Raw genomic sequence first — 15,949 nt, forward strand, 5'->3', positions numbered from 1 at the left:
AGACCCCGCTTGAAGACCACGCTGCTCCCGCTCGCCGCGGCCCTCGCGCTCGCCATCGCCCCCACGCTCCACGCGCAGGACGCGCATTGCCTCGACGAGACCTGCAGCCTGCAGGCGCTGTTGCCGGCCGACACCGCGACGTCCGCGCCTGCGGGTGCGGTCGATGCGACCGTCGCGCCCAAGCTCGGCACATGGGGCGTCGACACCGCCGGCATGGACCGCTCGATCAAGCCGGGCGCCGACTTCTTCGGCTACGTCAACGGCAACTGGGCCAAGACCACGCAGATTCCGGCGGACCGCTCGAGCTACGGCGGATTCGCCGTGCTGCGCGACCTCTCCGAAGCGCGCGTGCGCAAACTCGTCGAGAGCTATCCCGCCGATACCGCCAAGGGCGACGACGCGTCGAAGATCGGCGCGCTCTACCAGGGCTTCATGGACGAGGCGACGATCGAGAAGCTCGGCGCGAAGCCGCTGAAGTCGTCGCTGGATTCGATCCGCGCGGTCAAGACCAAGACGCAGATGGCCGAAGTCATGGGCCGTTCGATGGGTGGCTTCGGTCGCAGCTTCGTCGGGCTGTCGATCGGCGACGACGCGCGTGATCCCGAGCACTACGCGCTGTACATGAGCCAGTCGGGCCTCGGCCTCGGCGATCGCGACCTCTACCTCGACCCCAAGTTCGGGCCGCAGCGCGAGCATTACCAGGCCTATGTCGCGCAGATGCTGAAGCTGGCCGGCTGGGACAAGCCCGCCGAGCACGCCGCGGCGATCATGGCGCTGGAAACCAAGATCGCGAACGTGCACTGGACGCGTGCGCAGAGCCGCGACCGCGACAAGACCTACAACCCGGTGCAGGTCGCCGACCTCGACGCCAAGGCGCCGGGCTTCCCGTGGGCGCAGTTCCTCAAGGCCGCGGGCGTGGACAAGGCCGATCGCGTGGTCGTTCGCCAGGACACCGCGCTGCCCAAGCTCGCCGCGATCTTCAACGAGACCGATCTCGACACGCTGAAGGCGTGGGAAGCGTTTCAGGTCACCGACCAGGCGTCGCCGATGCTGTCCAAGGCGTTCGCCGACGCCAACTTCGAGTTCCGCTCGAAGTTCATGTCGGGTCAGCCGCAGCAGCGCGAACGTTGGAAGCGCGCGGTGGCGTTCGCTGACGGCGCGATGGGCGAAGCGATCGGCCGCGACTACGTCAAGCAGTACTTCCCCGCCGAATCCAAGGCGAAGATGGACGCGCTGGTCGCGAACATCAAGGAAGCGATGCGCGCGCGACTCAACGCGCTGACGTGGATGAGCGATGCGACGCGCGCCGAAGCGCTGACCAAGCTCGACAGCTTCGGCCTGAAGATCGGCTACCCGGACAAGTGGCGTGACTACAGCGGCCTCAAGGTGGTCGGTGGCGACGTGTTCGGCAACGCCGAGCGTTCGTCGCAGTTCGAGTGGGCGTACGACGTGTCGCGCCTCGGCCAGGTCACCGACAAGCTCGAGTGGGGCATGACCCCGCAGACGGTCAATGCGTACTACTCGTCGGTGAAGAACGAGATCGTGTTCCCGGCCGCGATCCTGCAGCCGCCGTTCTTCGATCCCGATGCCGACCCGGCCGTGAACTACGGCGCGATCGGCGGCGTCATCGGCCACGAGATCACCCACGGCTTCGACGACCAGGGCCGCAAGTCGGACGGCAAGGGCTTCCTGCGCGACTGGTGGACCAAGGACGACGCCGCCAAGTTCGAGGCGCAGGCCGCCAAGCTCGGCGCGCAGTACGAGGGCTACGACTTCGCAGCGCTGCCCGGCGTGCACATCAACGGCAAGGCGTCGATGGGCGAGAACATCGGCGACCTGGGCGGCATCACGCTAGGCCTCGAGGCGTACCACCGTTCGCTGGGCGGCAAGCCGGCGCCCGTCATCGACGGCTTCACTGGCGACCAGCGCGTGTTCCTCGGCTGGGGCCAGGTGTGGCGCACGCTGATGCGCGACGACGCGCTGCGCCAGCAGCTCGTCGGCGACCCGCATTCGCCCGGCCAGATCCGCGCGTTCGCGCCGCTGCGCAACGTCGACGCCTGGTACGACGCGTTCGGCATCACCAAGGGCGACGCGCTGTACATCGCCCCCGAGGATCGCGTCCGCATCTGGTGATCCCAGCTCGCGTGTGGCATCGACCGGCGCCTTCGGGCGCCGGTCGTCTTTTCGGGTCGCGAAAACGCGTCGCCGGGGTTCGGGGATCAGCGCGCAGCCGGCCACGGCCTCACGCGGGTTGAATCTCCCGTCGGTTAGACAGGGCCGTCACCACCACACCGGACCCCGATGGAAACGCGGATCCTCGTCGTCGACGACAACGCGCGCGTGCGCGAAATGCTGGCGGACCTGCTCGAACTGGATGGACACGTGGTGTTCCAGGCCGAGACGGGGCAGGTCGCGCTGCAACTGCTGCAGGGCGGCCTGCAGCCGCGCCTGATCGTGTGCGACCTGATGATGCCGGACGTGGACGGCTGGCAGGTGCTGGCCGCGGTCGAGCAGATGCCGGAACGGCCCGAGGTCATCATCTTCAGTTCGCTGGGCGACCTCGCCTCGGTCGAGCGCCTGACCGAACGTTACGGCTGCACTGTCCTGAAGAAGCCCGAGCAGCTGCGCGAAGTCGTCGGCGCTGCACGCGCTCGCATCGATCGACCGCACTGAGTGGATCCAGCCGGACGCGACTTGAAGCCTTGGTCACGCGCGATGGGCGATACTTTCGATCGTCGCAGCGCGTTCACGGATTCGTCACCAGAATCCGCGCACGCAAGCAGCAGCAAGAACCAGGGGCACACGATGCACGAGGGCGCGGTCGAACGGAGCGTGCAGGAAACGCCGCACCTTCAGGCCGGATTGGGTGAGAGCGAGCGCCAGTTCCGTCTCCTCGTCCAAGGCGTTACCGATTACGCGATCTACATGCTCGACATAGACGGGCGGATCGCGAGCTGGAACGCGGGCGGCGAACGGATCAAGGGATACCGCGCCGACGAGATCATCGGGCAGCACTTCTCGCGCTTCTATACCGATGAGGACCGCGACGCGGGCGAGCCCGCGCGCGCGCTGCAGACCGCGCGTGCCGAAGGCCGTTACGAGAAGGAAGGCTGGCGGCAGCGCAAGGACGGGACGCGCTTCTGGGCCAACGTCATTATCGACCCGGTGTACGACGAGGACGGCCACCACATCGGCTTCGCCAAGATCACCCGCGACATCACCGAGCGCCGCGAGCAGCAACGCGCGCTGGAAGTCGCGCAGCAGGCGATGCTGCAGGCGCACCGGATGGAGGCGATCGGCCAGCTGACCTACGGCGTCGCACACGACTTCAACAACCTGCTCACCGTCATCACCAACAGCCTCGACCTGATCGCGGTGGACAGCAGCGACCCGCAACGCGTGCGCCGTTTGGTCGCGGGTGCACAGCGGGCTGCCGAGCGCGGCTCGCTGCTGACGCGCCAGCTGCTCGCGTACTCGCGCAAGCAGACGCTGCGCCCGGAAGTGCACGATCTCAACACGCTTATCTACGCCGGTGAATCGGTGCTGCGCCGCGCGGTGGGCGAGAACATCGAGATGGAGTTCTCGCTCGGCCGCAACCTCGGCGACGTCAGCGTCGATGCCCCCGAGTTCGAAGCCGCGCTGCTCAACCTTGTGGTCAACGCGCGCGACGCGATGCCAGACGGCGGGCGTATCCGCATCGGCACGCGCGAGCACACGCAACGCGAAGGCGAGGGCCGCCGCGCGGTCGGCCGTTACGTTCTGGTCACCGTCGAGGACAACGGCACGGGCATGGCGCCGGACGTCATCGAACACGCGATGGAGCCGTTCTTCACCACGAAGGAAGTGGGCAAGGGCAGTGGCCTCGGCTTGAGCCAGGTCTACGGCTTTGCGGTGCAGTCCGGCGGCGACATCGTCATCGACAGCGAAGTCGGGCGCGGCACCACGATCTGCTTCTACCTGCCCGTGAGCAGCGGCGATGGCGCGCTCCGCGACGGCGACAGCGGTGCCCCGATCAAGGTGCTGCTGGTCGAGGACGACCCCGACGTGCAGGCCATGGCCGTCGAATCGCTGCGCTTCCTCGGTTATTCGGTGCTCACCGCCGACGAGGGCGGCGCGGCGCTCGAGATCCTTACGCGCGACCCAGAGATCGAAGTGCTGTTCACCGACGTGGTCATGCCGAAGGGCATGAGCGGCGTCGACCTCTTCCGCGAGGCGCGACGCATCCGTCCCGGGCTGCGCGTACTGCTCGCATCGGGTTACGCACGCGGGCAGCTGCCGACCATCCCCGAGGGCTGCGATTTCATTCCGAAGCCGTATCGCGTCGAGGACCTCGGCAAGCGCCTCGGCGCGCTGCTGGGTCACAGCCCGGTGCCGATGCCGGGCTGATCGCGTCGATGACGCAACAGCACGAGGACCCCGCGCTTTCGTACGGCGATGCCGTGCGTAGCGACGCCGCGCGGCTGCGGGAACGCGAACGTCGACGCTATTCGAGCCGACGCGGCCGCGGTACGTGGATCTGGTGGGCCGTGACGATGTTCGGGCTCGTCCTGTTCGCCGCGCTGATGTGGGCGGTGATGGAAAAGACGAAGTGGACGGCAGGCGATGTCGCGCGACGGGACGGCGCAGCGACGCCAGCACGGGTAAACCCGGCGAGTACGTCGGCGCGTCCGTTGATCGCTGGTCGCAAGCGCCGGCTTCCGGGGTAGGTCGCGCCAACAGGCACGTTGCACTCCGACATCGGGATCAGCGCGAGGTCGCCACCGAACCGTTGCGCGCGATCTGCTGCAACGCGGCACAAACGGGCTGCGTTGCGCGTGGAATGCACGACGCGACCACGCCGATCACCGCACGTCGGCTCACCCGTTAAGACGGCGCCCATCGCGTCGTAGGATCGGCCGGCCACCTGTCGCGGAGCCCGCCATGTCCCAACGTCGTGTCCCCCAAGTCCTCGCGCTCGCCATCGGCCTCGCGCTCGGTTCGATCGCAGCCAGCGCCGTCGCGGACGATCTCGGCGATATACGCGCGGAAGTCACGCGCCGCCACGACGAGTCGGTGAAACGCCTGCAGGACTGGATCGCGCTGCCGTCGATCGCGGCGGAAGGTCGCAATTCCAGGGAAGGCGCCGAGTACATGGCGAAGCTCGCGCGCGACGCCGGCTTCCAGAAAGTCGAAGTCGTGCAGACCGACGGCAAGCCCGGTGTGTTCGCCACGCTGGACGCCGGCGCCGCGAAGACGGTCGGCCTGTACTTCATGTACGACGTGAAGCAGTTCGACCCGGCCGAATGGTCGTCGCCGCCGCTGGAAGCGCGCATCGTCGACAAGCCCGACTACGGCAAGGCCATCGTCGGACGCGGCGCGGTGAACCAGAAGGGGCCCGAGTCTGCCTTCCTCGCCGCGCTGCATGCGATCCGCGGCGCGAACAAGAAGATGCCGGTGAACCTCGTCCTGGTTGCCGAAGGCGAGGAAGAAATCGGCTCGCCGCACATCGCGCAGATCGTGCGTCGGCCCGATGTCGCGGCCGCATTGAAGAAGAGCGTGGGTGTGTTCATGCCGTCGGCGGAGCAGGAGTCCGACGGCAACGTCACGGTGACGCTCGGTGCGAAGGGCGTGGTCGAACTCGAACTCGTCAGCAGCGGCGAGAAGTGGGGCCGCGGTCCGTCGAAGGACGTGCATTCGTCGCTGAAGGCGATGGTCGATAGCCCCGCGTGGCACCTGGTCAAGGCGCTGGACACGCTGGTGTCCGACGACGGCAACACCATCACCGTCGACGGGTATCCGAAGGCGCCGGCGATCAGTGCGGAGCACCGCGCGATGATCGCCGCGGCGATCAAGGCGTCGCCCGACGGCGAGGCCACGTCGAAGAAGCAGCTCGGCGTGCAGCACTGGATCGGCGACGCGGGCTGGCAGGCGGCGCAGGAACGACTGGTCTCGCAGCCGACCATCAACATCGAAGGCCTGGTCGGCGGTTACACCGGCGTGGGCGGCAAGACGGTGCTGCCGCATCGCGCCGTCGCGAAGATCGACATGCGACTGGTGCCCGGCATGACGAAGGACGCCGCCGTCGCTGCATTGAAATCGCATCTGGCCAAACGCGGGTTTGGCGACATCGAGGTCAACGTGAGCGGCGGCTACAACCCGACCAGCACCGATGCGAACGCGCCGCTGATCCGTGCGCAGGTCGCGACGTTGAAGTCGCTGGGCGTCGAGCCCCTGCTGTGGCCGCGTGGCGCAGGTTCGTACCCGGGCTTCGTGTTCACCGATCCGCCGTTGAGCCTCGCATCCGGCCATTTCGGCCTCGGCACCGGCGGCGGCGCGCATGCGCCGGACGAGTTCTATGTCATCGAGTCGAGCAACCCGAAGGTGCAGGGTTACGACGGCGCGGTGATGTCGTTCGTCGACTATCTGTACGAACTCGCGCGCTGACGATCAGGGCGCGATCGCGGCCAGTGCTGTCGACAGGCTGACACGGTCGCGCCCACCGCGCTTCGATGCGTACATCGCCTCGTCGCTGGCACGCATCAGCGTGGTCGCGTCGCAGCCGTGCAGGCCGAACAGCGCGACGCCGATCGACACGGTCACGCGTAGCGATTCACCCGGCACGATGTCGTCGAACGCCTGCGCGGCGATCGCCTCGCGCAGGCGCTCGGCGAAGGCGAGGGCGCCGTCGATGTCGTGTTCGGCGGTGACGACGAGGAATTCCTCGCCACCCAGGCGCACGGGCAGGTCGGCGCTGCGGCTGACCTGGCGAAGTTGCGCGGCGATGCCGGCCAGCACGCGATCACCGGCGTCATGCCCGTACGTGTCGTTGATGCGCTTGAAATGGTCGACGTCAAGTGCGACGAACGTGAGGCCACCGCCGCGGCGCTCGGCCAGCGGCAACTGCACGCGCAGGTATTCGTCGAGGAAGCGCCGGTTGTAGAGGCGCGTGAGTTCGTCGGTGATGACGAGCTTCTGCAGCTCCTGCGCCTCGCGATGCGCGCGTTCGCGGATGCGCTGGTTCTCGACTGCCATGGCCAGCAGCTTCGCGGCCGACAACAGCGTGCGTTCCTGCCGCTGCGACGGCCGCCTGCGACGCGGCGACAGGCCGGCCAGCACGCCGACCGCGTTGGTCGCGCCGGGCATCGGCGATAGCGCGAGCACATGCACGCCGCTGGCCGCCAGGCGCGCGCGCAGGCCGTCGGTCCCGTCGTCGCCAGCCTCGGGTGAGGACATGGCGTCGTGCAGGCGCGGATCGGTCGCGGCGTCGGCGATGTGGTGCAGGCGTCGTGCGTCATCGAACACGTGCACGCTCGCGGCCTCGACGATGCCGTAGGCGGTGAGGATTTCGCAGGCGTTGCGCGCGAGCTGGGCCTCGCCGACCGCGGTGTCGGCCAACGCGCCCGACAGCGCCGACAACGTCGACAGTTCGCGATCACGTGCGCGCTGGCGGCGCTGCATCACGTGCAGCATCAGCCCCGCGAGAGCGACAACGCCCAGCGCCGCGCCGAGCGCCCACGGGAACCAGCGATGCCATTCCGGCGGCGGCGGTTCGAGCACGGCGATGTCGGTGGAATCGGCCAGCACCACCTGGAAACCGCCGTCGAACGGCCACGTCGGCTTGTAGATGGACAGCACGCCGGTGGCGGCGATGCGCGTGCCGCGCGGATAGCGCTTCCAGTCGAACCGGTCGACGACCGGCGCCGGCACGTACAGCTGCATCGGCACGCCGTCCTCGCCGGTGATGCGCAGCATCGCCCACTGGTCGAGCGTCAGCGGGCCGGCAATGCCTTCTATGCGGACGCGACGACCGACGTGCTCCCAGCCGTCGGCCTGCTCGACCGTGAGCGGCAACGGCGCGGGCAACGCGCCATGGCCGATGCGGCGCACCTGCACGTCCTGCAGCTGGATGCCGCCCTTGAACTGGCTGACCTCGCCCCAGGCCTCGACGATGTCGCCGGCCGCGAACGTCATGTGCGGATCGCGCGGGTTGAACAGGCCCAGCCCACCCGTGGCGTCCTGGATGTAGATCTGGATGCCGCGCAGGCGCAGCACGCCGGAGCCGACGAGCACGGTGCCGTGCACGCGGACGCGCTCGCCCTTGCGATCCGGCACCGTGTCGCCGTCGTGGTCGACGACGATGCGGTCGATCGTTTCCAGTGGCAGCGTGGCCGGGTCGATGTCGATCACGCGCGGCTTCGGCGCATGCGTCGCCGCGGTGGCGAGCATCGGCAACAACAGGAGCAGCAGCGCGAGGACGGGACGTCGGGTCGGGCTCACGCGGGCTTCCTTCCGGGGTCGGAGACCCGGCGTCGACCCGACTATCGGCCGCTTGCGCGAATCCTGAAGGCCGACCGCGCACGTCGTCGCGACACGCGACGTGGCATCAGCGTTGTTTTCCGCCACCGTCCCGCCATGCGCCGATTCGCCCAGGCCTTCCTGCCGGAAGCGCTGCCGCCCCAGCTTCCCGGTCGCGTTGCCGGGGCACTCGCGGATTCGCCGGAGCGCTACAACATCGCCGTGCGCAAGCCGGCCGCCGTGATCCTCGACGTCGGTGACGGCCCCGATGTCGCCGACGCGCTCTGGGGGCTGGTGCCGAGCTGGTCGAAGACGCCGGACACCAAGTACACGACGGTGACCGCGCGACTGGATCGCGCGCCCTCCAGCCGCATCTACCGCAGCGCGTGGGAGAAACGCCGCTGCGTGGTGCCGATGACGGGCTACTACAAATGGGACCGCACGGTGAAGCCGGCGCGGCCGTACTTCATCCAGTCGCGCGATGGCGCCGTGCTGTTCGCGGCCGGCCTGTGGGACCGATGGCCGGCCAACGCACCGGAGATGCTCACGTTCACGGCATTGACGATGGCCAACGACGCGATCCCGCCGCCGCTGGTGCCGGACGGCCCGGCGTTCCTGCCTGCATCGAAGGTCGCCGACTGGATCGCCGGGCCGTGGTTCGCGCAACGTTTCCTGTCGACCATGCGCCAGCCGCTGCTGGATGCGTATCCGGTGTCGCGCGCGATCCGCAGCCGCGACGCCGACGACTACACGCTGCTCGAGCCGGCCGCGGCTGACGACACGGCGCCGGCGTCCGACGACGAAGCCTGGCTCGACGACGAGGACATCGACTGAGTGGAACGCTTGCTTCCGATGGCAGGCGCCCATGTCGGCACGCATCGCGCTTCAATGCGTCGAGACCACCGGAGCACGACGATGCCGCGCATCGACCTCGACGCAATTCCCGCAGCCAACACCACCGGCTATCCCGAACCGTATGCGCGCGACGTCGCCGGCCGCTGGTATCGCCGCCTCGCGCCGGCCGCGGGCCTCACCGACTTCGCCGCGAGCCACGTCGTGCTCAAGCCCGGCGCGTGGTCCGCGCAGCGCCATTGGCACGAAGACGAGGACGAACTGGTCGTGATGATTTCAGGCGAAGCGGTGCTGGTGGACGACGCCGGCGAAACGCGGCTACGCGCCGGCGACGTCGCCGCATTCCCGAAGGGCGACGGCAACGGCCACTGCATCCGCAACGACGGTGATGTCGACTGCGTGTTCGTCGCGATCGGCCAGTCGACGACGCGCGTCTGCCATTACCCCGACATCGACATGCGCTGGTCCGGCGAGCGCTACACCCACCTGGACGGCACGCCGTACTGACGACGCGCGGCGTCGATCACCAGCGTTGCGACAGGCCGATCGTCCACGCGCGGTCCGCGGCGGCGTCGCTCAGGCCGTGGCTGTAGGCCGCGTCGACCTGCGTGTTCTCGCCGAACCGCCAGCTCGCGCCGGCGTCGAAAGTGGTTTCCGGGCCGTCGTCGCCGTGCAGCGGAATGCGCTGCGCCGCGACCTCGCCGAACACGCGTGCATGGCCGTCGGCGAACGACTTGCCGACCACGACCGCGAACAGTCCTGCCAGTCCGTTCTCGCCGTCGCCGCGCTCGTAGGCAAGGCCGGGCATCACGCCGACGCCGATGTCGTGCGCAAGCTCCCATTCGGCGACGAACTCGAGCGACGGCCGCACGCCGCGGCCGTCCGCGCCGACACCGGTCGGCAGTTCCGCACCTGCGATCCACGCCATCGACGGCATGCCGTCGCGATCCTGCAGGTGGTGCTTCACGCCAATGCCGACGTCGCTCCAGTCCGACTCACCCGCGGCGCTGACGCGGCCTTCGGTCTCGATGCGCAGTTCCCACGCGTCGCCCATGCCGACACGCAGCAGCGTCGGCATCGAACGCTCGAGCGGAACGCCGTCGTCGGCGCTCGCCGCGACGCTGGTTTCCAGCTGCACGTGGCGGCCGACCGTTACGCTGGACTCGACGAAGTCCGGGCGGTCGGTCGAGATCGGGTCTTCGGCGAAGGCGGGCAGGGCGGCGACGAGGCCGGCGAGCAGGATCAGGCGGCGGGCGTGCGAGCGGTTCATGGAGGCGGTCCGGACAGGTCCCTCTCGTCAACGACCGCGAATGGCCGGGCTTTAGCGGCCAAGGCCTCCGCAGCGGTCGTTCAGCCGCCCGCGACTGGATCGTTCGCGCACGTCACGACGAGCCCCCCGATGCCGACAGCGTGCGCAGCCGGTGTCCGAGCCGTTGGACGTTGTCGCGTGCGTCGTGCAGGTCCGCGCGCTCGCGCGAAGGCAACATCGCTTCCGCCTCCGCGCGCAACGAGATCTCCTGCTGCGCGGCGCGGGCCGCATCGACCGAAACGCGCGACGCGATCGCCGGCCGCTCGCCCGTCGTCGGCACGCCGTAGCCGGCCGGCGCGAACGATGCCGGACGCGCGAGGCGCGCGGTGATCCCGATCGCGGCTTCAGTGTCGGCGCGCAGCGCTTTCGCGGCGTCGTCGCTGTCGCGCAGCAGTCGGCGCTTCAACCCGTCCGCCGAACGCAACTCCGCGCGTCGAAGCGCCGCAGTCTCCAGCACGAGCAGCGCGGCGGTGGCCTTCAGGTCGGCGCGATCGATCCATTGCGCGCGTGCCGCGGGAGCCGCGTCGAGCCATGCGACGACGTCACGTTGCGGAATCGGCAGCGTCGACCTGGCCGCATCGAACAGCTGCGCGTAGTGCTGCGCCTGCGAGTCGAAGCGATAGCCCAGGCGGCGTGCCGCGTCGGCGTCGTTGAGGACGGATGTGTCGGCGACGTCGTGACGCACCAGCCGCGCGAGCAGTCCTGTCGGCGTGATGCTCGAGAGGTCCATCGACGCCAGCCGCGGTACGCCATCGTGCAGCAGCGTCGCGGTTTCGACTGCACAGTTGCGGGTGACGAAGCGATACCGCCCGTCATACGACCAGTGCACCTGCGCGGCGCGTTCGAGCAGCGATGCGATCTCGTCGCGCGACAGGCGCAGCGGCGTCGAGGTGAGGTCGCGCAGCTCGACCTTGGTGTATTCGTCGATCACCTGCGGCATCGGCAACGCGAACAGGCGCGACGGGTAGCCGCCTGTAAGCCCGCGCCAGCTCGAGATCTGCACGTCGTCGACAAAGGCCCGGAACGACAGCACCACGTGCCACGCGATATCCAGACGACAGTCCGGGCCAGGCGCACGCCCCGGCGCGCACACGACCAGTCGCAACATGGAATGACCCCAGCGGCTCATCGGCCGCCGGTCGGCGCCCGCGAGCAGGTAGTCGACCGCGTAGACGCGCGACGGATCGAGCGTGAGCAGCGGCGATGCGTCTGCCGCGCCCTGCGTGCCGGCTTGCACGAACGCAGGCGGCGCGCAGTCGCGCTTGGCAAGCGTTGCGCCCGTGCGCGATGCGAACCAGCGTGCCAGAGTGGGGCGGCGGCAGGCGTAATCGGCGTCGAGCAGGAAATGCTCGAGATTGACGGCGACGAACTCGCGAGGATTCGCGCGTTCGTAGTCGTCCGGCGAACGATCGCGGAAATCGTTCGTGGCGACGCGGCCGCCCGCGTGCAACGGTGCGGCGGGCCAGCCCGCGAGATCGAGCAGGCGCGGGTCGCGCGACAGCCCGCCGCGCGGCGAACGATCCCATGCGTGCGCGAGTTCATGCAGGACGGCGGCGACCGCGGGTCGCGATGGTGAGACAGGCGTCGACGGGTCCAGCAGCGAACGTCGCAGCTTCACGGTGCCGGCAACGTAACGGCCTTCGACGTGCGCGGGCAGGTCGTCGCGCCATTCCACGCGCAGTGGCGCGTCCAACGCAGCGGACCACGCGGGCGGAAGCAATTCGATCGCATGCGCGAGCACGGTGTCGCTCGTCGCACGCTGCGTATCGGTCAAGCCGGTGTCGACGGTCGACAGCTGTACGGCACACGCGGGCACTGCGAACGCGACCAGCGCCACAGCGGCGAGCGCGACCGGTCGCGCGCGGTGCATGCGACGACGCCGTAGCGAATCAGCGGGCGAGAATCGCCATCGCGAGTTGCAGGTCGCTCGCGGACTTCGCGTCGTGGCGGTGTTCGCGCATCAGCCGCAGCGCTGCCTCCAATTGCGCGCCGCGCACTTCGCCGTCGGTGGCGACGAACATCGCCGCGTCGTCGCGCGCCTGCATCACGACCTTGTCGTCGCCGGACGAACTGCCGCTCGAATTCGACGACGCGCCCGCCGATGAACCGGCGGACGAACCGGCAAAGCTGCTGGCCGAGGCGGACAGCGGAAAGGCGAGGGCGACGGCGGTCGCGAGCAGCGTGCGGGACAGGGCCATGCGGTCGGAATCCGGTGACGGGATGCCGAGGATAGTGCGGCGCGGTCGCGTCCGGCTGAACCGGCCGTCAGTGCGGGCGCGACGCGTCCGGCGTGCCGTCGTGTGGATCGACGACCGCGTACTCCGGCGATTCGGCGTCGTGCACATGGCGCAGCGCCTCGAGGACGTTGTCGTCCAGCCGCTGCAGGTCGAGCAGCACCTTGCCCGAGTGCACGTCGCGCACCGCGCTCACCGGCAGCACGAAATCGCCAGCGTTCTGGATGTTGATGACGAATTCGTCGCGCCGCGTTTCGCGCACGGCGCCCACGCCTACGCCACCATCCACGACGAACACCATCTGCCCGACCTCGATCCGTTCCTGCATGGCGCGCACCTCGAGTCGCGGCGATCCACGGCCGCATGACCCGATCATGCCGGCCGCTGCCGTTGCCATGCGGTGAACGCGGCGTTCCGACGCGTCGCGATCGACGCCCGCTGCGGACCGTGCCGGGCCGAGGCGCGGCGCAACGGCGGCGTATTACCCTTGGGCATTCCCATCCGCGAGACGGTCATGACGATCTCCCTGTCCCAGGCTTCGATTCCGGTGTTCGTGCGCGCGCTGCGCAACCTCCGCCACATCCTCGACAAGGGCGCGGCGCATGCGCGCGATCGCGGCGTCGCGCCGGACTCGCTGCTCGAGCTGCGCGTGGTCGACGACATGCTGCCGCTGTCGCGACAGGTGCAGATCGCCTGCGACATGGCGAAGAACGGCGCCGCGCGACTGGCCGGGCAGGATCCCGTGCCGCTGCCCGACGACGAAACGACGATGGAGCAGCTGTACGCGCGTATCGACCGCAGCATCGAGCTGGTGGAAGCGGTCGATGCGGGCAGGATCGACGGGAGCGAAGGGCGCGAGATCGTGCTGACCACGCGGGTCGGCGAGCTGCGCTTCAACGGCCAGGACTATCTCCTGCAGTTCGTCCTGCCGAACCTGTTCTTCCACATCACCACGACGTACGCCCTGCTGCGCCGAGAAGGTGCGCCGCTAGGCAAGACGGACTTCATCGCCGGCCCCAACGCACCGACCTGAACATCGGCGCGCGGCTCACGTTTTCGTGAGCCGCCGCTCACCGGCGCTTTGCGGAGCGCCCGGCAGGGTTGGGCTTTCCCTGCACAGGACGAGCCCCATGGCGAGCCAGCACCCCAAAGGCGACGGCGCCCGCACCGCGGATGCGCAGCGCAGCATCCAGTCGAGGATCGACAAGAAGGAAGCCGCGGGCGGAAGTGGCGGCGGCAAGTCGGGCGAGAGCAAGAAGGCGGTGCAGGCCGGCCTCGACAGGAAGCCGGAGAACCCGCTGCCGAAGCAACACCTGAAGAAGCCCGGCAACGAGCACGAACTGGAGCTCGAACCGCGCTTCCTCGCGCCCGGCTATCTCGGTAGCGGCAAGCTCGACGACATGGTCGCGATCGTGACCGGCGGCGATTCGGGCATCGGCCGCGCCGTGGCGGTGCTGTTCGCGCGCGAAGGCGCCGACGTCGCCGTGCTGTACCTCGACGAACACGAAGACGCACGCACGACGAAGGAGTTCGTCGAGGCCGAAGGGCGTCGCTGTATCACCATCGCCGGCGACGTGCGCGACGCGGCGTTCTGCGACGACGCGGTGCGCAAGGTGGTCGACGAATTCGGCAAGCTCGACATCCTCGTCAACAACGCCGCGTTCCAGCAGCATGCGAAGGGCCTCGAGGACATCACCGACGAGCAGTTGATGATGACGCTGGAAACCAACGTAGGCGGTTACTTCCACATGGCGCGTGCCGCGCTGCCGCACATGAAGAAGGGCGCGTGCATCGTCAACACCACGTCGGAGACAGCGATCTTCGGCAGCAAGGAACTGCTCGACTATTCCGCCACGAAGGGCGCGATCAACGCCTTCACCATGTCGCTCGCGAGCAACCTGCTGGAACGCGGCATACGCGTGAACGCCGTGGCGCCCGGCCCGGTGTGGACGCCGCTGAACCCGGCCGATCGCGATGCCGAATCGGTCTCCGAGTTCGGCCACAAGAGCGACATGAAGCGGCCCGCGCAACCGGAGGAACTGTCGCCCGCGTACGTGTTCCTCGCGTCTCCGGTGACCGGTTCCTACATCAACGGCGCGATCCTGCCGGTAATGGGCGGACCGCGCGGCTGATCCAGACGCGGGCGGGGTTCAGTGCCTCGCCCGCGCCATGCAGCGTCGATATCGCTGCTCCACGCGTTGCGCGAACCATGCGGTGGTCAGTCGTCGCGTGATCTTCGGGCTGTTCAGGCGGATTTCCGGCAGGCGCGCGCGCGGTAGGGCATGCCCGGCCGAGCGTTCGGCGAGTTGCGCGATGTCGCGATAGAGGTCGGTCTTCTCGAAGTCGAGCGTTCCCGACTTCAGCAACGCGCGATGGATCTGCGACGCATCCATGCCGAGTTCCTGCGACAGCGAGCCGATCGCCGTTTCGGTGCGGCTGGCGCCGCCGTCGTAGCTGACGAGGTCGCCGTCCAGATCGAGCGGGACGCCGGTCGCGATCGACACCATGTTCTGGAACGCGGCATTGCGGCTCGCATACCAGCCGGCGTTGTAATCGGCGAAGCGGAAGATCGGCTGCTTGTACGACGCGCGATAGCCAAGCAGGTGCGCCGTACCGAAGTACACGCCGCCGCGTCGGGTGAACACCTCGTGGCGGATGGAGCCGTCGACGGGATACGGATAGTCCTTGTCGCGCGCCAGCGCTTCGGCGAATGCGACGCTGACCTGCATCGGCCCGCCGGTGTGCACGGGGTTGGCATTCGCGAGCAGGCGCGTGCCCATCGGCACGCGGCCGATCATCGCCTCGTAGACATCGCTGAGTTCGCGTTCCGTGCTCGCGGCGGCGATGTGCTGCTGCCACGTACGGCCGTCGGGGGCGCTGATCTGCAATGCCGCGCGCGCGACCAGCGGCGGAATGTGGTGCGCGGCGACGCGACGGTCGATCTCCTCCAGCGCGATGTTGCCCAGCCCCGGCACGCTCGGATCGGCACTGAAGCCCGATTCCTGCTCGGCGACCGCCACGACCGAGCAGAGGTTCGCGGTCGAGGGCTCGATCTTCAGCGTCGCGAACGCGGCCTGGATATCGGCGGCCCAACCGCTGCGGTCGCGAATGTTCGGCGGCATCACCCGCGACAGTTCGGCGCGCACTTCGGCGGGGGTCTTGGGGCGCACCTGCGGCGTTTCGTGGCAGGCCGGCAGCAGCAACACGAGCGCCAGCACAGCCGGGAGCGCATGACGCGGGGACTTGGACGTCGGAGCAGCGAATGGTTTGCGTCGGGTCA

15 protein-coding genes and 2 pseudogenes are annotated in these 15,949 nt (G+C 68.9%); 10 read left to right on the top strand and 7 right to left on the bottom strand.

All coding sequences use genetic code 11. The features are described from left to right. Window positions 1-9 precede the first annotated feature (9 nt). From ACKTTN_RS06925 to ACKTTN_RS06950, 6 genes and pseudogenes are all read left to right on the top strand, one after another. On the top strand, window positions 10-2,133 hold the full coding sequence (locus tag ACKTTN_RS06925) for a M13 family metallopeptidase (protein WP_407909146.1): 2,124 nt from the start codon (window positions 10-12) through the stop codon (window positions 2,131-2,133). 168 nt (window positions 2,134-2,301) lie between these two features. After that, on the top strand, window positions 2,302-2,673 hold the full coding sequence (locus tag ACKTTN_RS06930; protein ID WP_407909147.1) for a response regulator: 372 nt from the start codon (window positions 2,302-2,304) through the stop codon (window positions 2,671-2,673). Between the two features lie 132 nt (window positions 2,674-2,805). Continuing rightward, window positions 2,806-3,963: pseudogene (locus tag ACKTTN_RS06935) on the top strand (PAS domain S-box protein); the annotation flags it as partial. 66 nt (window positions 3,964-4,029) lie between these two features. Further along, window positions 4,030-4,386 (top strand): annotated as a pseudogene (locus ACKTTN_RS06940) (response regulator); the annotation flags it as partial. Window positions 4,387-4,394: 8 nt separating this feature from the next. Beyond that, the gene (locus tag ACKTTN_RS06945; protein ID WP_407909148.1) at window positions 4,395-4,706 is read left to right on the top strand and encodes a hypothetical protein; all 312 of its coding nucleotides are present in this window, start codon (window positions 4,395-4,397) and stop codon (window positions 4,704-4,706) included. A 214-nt stretch (window positions 4,707-4,920) separates the two neighbouring features. Continuing rightward, window positions 4,921-6,423: a M20/M25/M40 family metallo-hydrolase gene (locus ACKTTN_RS06950; protein ID WP_407909149.1), complete on the top strand. Its 1,503-nt coding sequence runs from the start codon at window positions 4,921-4,923 to the stop codon at window positions 6,421-6,423. A 3-nt stretch (window positions 6,424-6,426) separates the two neighbouring features. Here the strand turns inward: ACKTTN_RS06950 and ACKTTN_RS06955 are convergent, their stop codons facing one another. Further along, on the bottom strand, window positions 6,427-8,256 hold the full coding sequence (locus ACKTTN_RS06955) for a diguanylate cyclase (RefSeq protein WP_407909150.1): 1,830 nt from the start codon (window positions 8,254-8,256) through the stop codon (window positions 6,427-6,429). Between the two features lie 135 nt (window positions 8,257-8,391). Between ACKTTN_RS06955 and ACKTTN_RS06960 the strand changes: the two genes are divergently transcribed. Both ACKTTN_RS06960 and ACKTTN_RS06965 read left to right on the top strand, forming a co-directional pair. Next, a complete protein-coding gene (locus tag ACKTTN_RS06960) occupies window positions 8,392-9,108 on the top strand; it encodes an SOS response-associated peptidase (protein WP_407909151.1) in 717 nt (238 codons plus the stop codon). Window positions 9,109-9,189: 81 nt separating this feature from the next. Beyond that, a complete protein-coding gene (locus ACKTTN_RS06965) occupies window positions 9,190-9,633 on the top strand; it encodes a cupin domain-containing protein (protein WP_407909152.1) in 444 nt (147 codons plus the stop codon). Window positions 9,634-9,649: 16 nt separating this feature from the next. Here ACKTTN_RS06965 and ACKTTN_RS06970 read toward each other — a convergent pair whose 3' ends face one another. From ACKTTN_RS06970 to ACKTTN_RS06990, 5 genes are all read right to left on the bottom strand, one after another. Continuing rightward, entirely contained in the window at window positions 9,650-10,396 is a 747-nt protein-coding gene (locus tag ACKTTN_RS06970; protein WP_407909153.1) for a transporter, read from the bottom strand. Window positions 10,397-10,508: 112 nt separating this feature from the next. After that, window positions 10,509-12,305: a DUF7844 domain-containing protein gene (locus tag ACKTTN_RS06975; protein ID WP_407909154.1), complete on the bottom strand. Its 1,797-nt coding sequence runs from the start codon at window positions 12,303-12,305 to the stop codon at window positions 10,509-10,511. Window positions 12,306-12,324: 19 nt separating this feature from the next. Then, complete coding sequence (locus ACKTTN_RS06980) at window positions 12,325-12,627, bottom strand: DUF2388 domain-containing protein (protein WP_407910027.1); 303 nt, start codon at window positions 12,625-12,627, stop codon at window positions 12,325-12,327. Window positions 12,628-12,700: 73 nt separating this feature from the next. After that, a complete protein-coding gene (locus ACKTTN_RS06985) occupies window positions 12,701-12,997 on the bottom strand; it encodes a hypothetical protein (RefSeq protein ID WP_407909155.1) in 297 nt (98 codons plus the stop codon). Window positions 12,998-13,041: 44 nt separating this feature from the next. Then, on the bottom strand, window positions 13,042-13,185 hold the full coding sequence (locus ACKTTN_RS06990; protein ID WP_407909156.1) for a hypothetical protein: 144 nt from the start codon (window positions 13,183-13,185) through the stop codon (window positions 13,042-13,044). On the opposite strand from ACKTTN_RS06990, the gene ACKTTN_RS06995 reads away from it, so the two are divergent. Both ACKTTN_RS06995 and ACKTTN_RS07000 read left to right on the top strand, forming a co-directional pair. Further along, a complete protein-coding gene (locus tag ACKTTN_RS06995) occupies window positions 13,184-13,702 on the top strand; it encodes a DUF1993 domain-containing protein (RefSeq protein ID WP_407909157.1) in 519 nt (172 codons plus the stop codon). The two genes, ACKTTN_RS06990 and ACKTTN_RS06995, sit on opposite strands and share 2 nt — an antisense overlap. Window positions 13,703-13,799: 97 nt before the next feature. Further along, window positions 13,800-14,801, top strand: a complete 1,002-nt coding sequence (locus ACKTTN_RS07000) for an SDR family oxidoreductase (RefSeq protein WP_407909158.1) — start codon at window positions 13,800-13,802, stop codon at window positions 14,799-14,801. A gap of 18 nt (window positions 14,802-14,819) precedes the next feature. Here the strand turns inward: ACKTTN_RS07000 and ACKTTN_RS07005 are convergent, their stop codons facing one another. Further along, window positions 14,820-15,887, bottom strand: a complete 1,068-nt coding sequence (locus ACKTTN_RS07005) for a DUF1615 domain-containing protein (RefSeq protein ID WP_407910028.1) — start codon at window positions 15,885-15,887, stop codon at window positions 14,820-14,822. Window positions 15,888-15,949 lie beyond the last annotated feature (62 nt).

The sequence above is a fragment of the Lysobacter claricitrinus genome (assembly GCF_045866565.1).
In the GTDB taxonomy this organism is placed as follows: domain Bacteria; phylum Pseudomonadota; class Gammaproteobacteria; order Xanthomonadales; family Xanthomonadaceae; genus Cognatilysobacter; species Cognatilysobacter claricitrinus.

What these genes read in the sequence shown, in the direction of transcription:
- ACKTTN_RS06950 (WP_407909149.1), top strand. Translation starts at nt 4,921, where the DNA reads ATGTCCCAACGTCGTGTCCCCCAAGTCCTCGCGCTCGCCATCGGCCTC.
- ACKTTN_RS06960 (WP_407909151.1), top strand. Translation starts at nt 8,392, where the DNA reads ATGCGCCGATTCGCCCAGGCCTTCCTGCCGGAAGCGCTGCCGCCCCAG.
- ACKTTN_RS06930 (WP_407909147.1), top strand. Translation starts at nt 2,302, where the DNA reads ATGGAAACGCGGATCCTCGTCGTCGACGACAACGCGCGCGTGCGCGAA.
- ACKTTN_RS06945 (WP_407909148.1), top strand. Translation starts at nt 4,395, where the DNA reads ATGACGCAACAGCACGAGGACCCCGCGCTTTCGTACGGCGATGCCGTG.
- ACKTTN_RS06990 (WP_407909156.1), bottom strand. Translation starts at nt 13,185, where the DNA reads ATGACCGTCTCGCGGATGGGAATGCCCAAGGGTAATACGCCGCCGTTG.
- ACKTTN_RS06965 (WP_407909152.1), top strand. Translation starts at nt 9,190, where the DNA reads ATGCCGCGCATCGACCTCGACGCAATTCCCGCAGCCAACACCACCGGC.
- ACKTTN_RS06995 (WP_407909157.1), top strand. Translation starts at nt 13,184, where the DNA reads ATGACGATCTCCCTGTCCCAGGCTTCGATTCCGGTGTTCGTGCGCGCG.
- ACKTTN_RS06975 (WP_407909154.1), bottom strand. Translation starts at nt 12,305, where the DNA reads ATGCACCGCGCGCGACCGGTCGCGCTCGCCGCTGTGGCGCTGGTCGCG.
- ACKTTN_RS07000 (WP_407909158.1), top strand. Translation starts at nt 13,800, where the DNA reads ATGGCGAGCCAGCACCCCAAAGGCGACGGCGCCCGCACCGCGGATGCG.
- ACKTTN_RS06970 (WP_407909153.1), bottom strand. Translation starts at nt 10,396, where the DNA reads ATGAACCGCTCGCACGCCCGCCGCCTGATCCTGCTCGCCGGCCTCGTC.
- ACKTTN_RS06985 (WP_407909155.1), bottom strand. Translation starts at nt 12,997, where the DNA reads ATGCAGGAACGGATCGAGGTCGGGCAGATGGTGTTCGTCGTGGATGGT.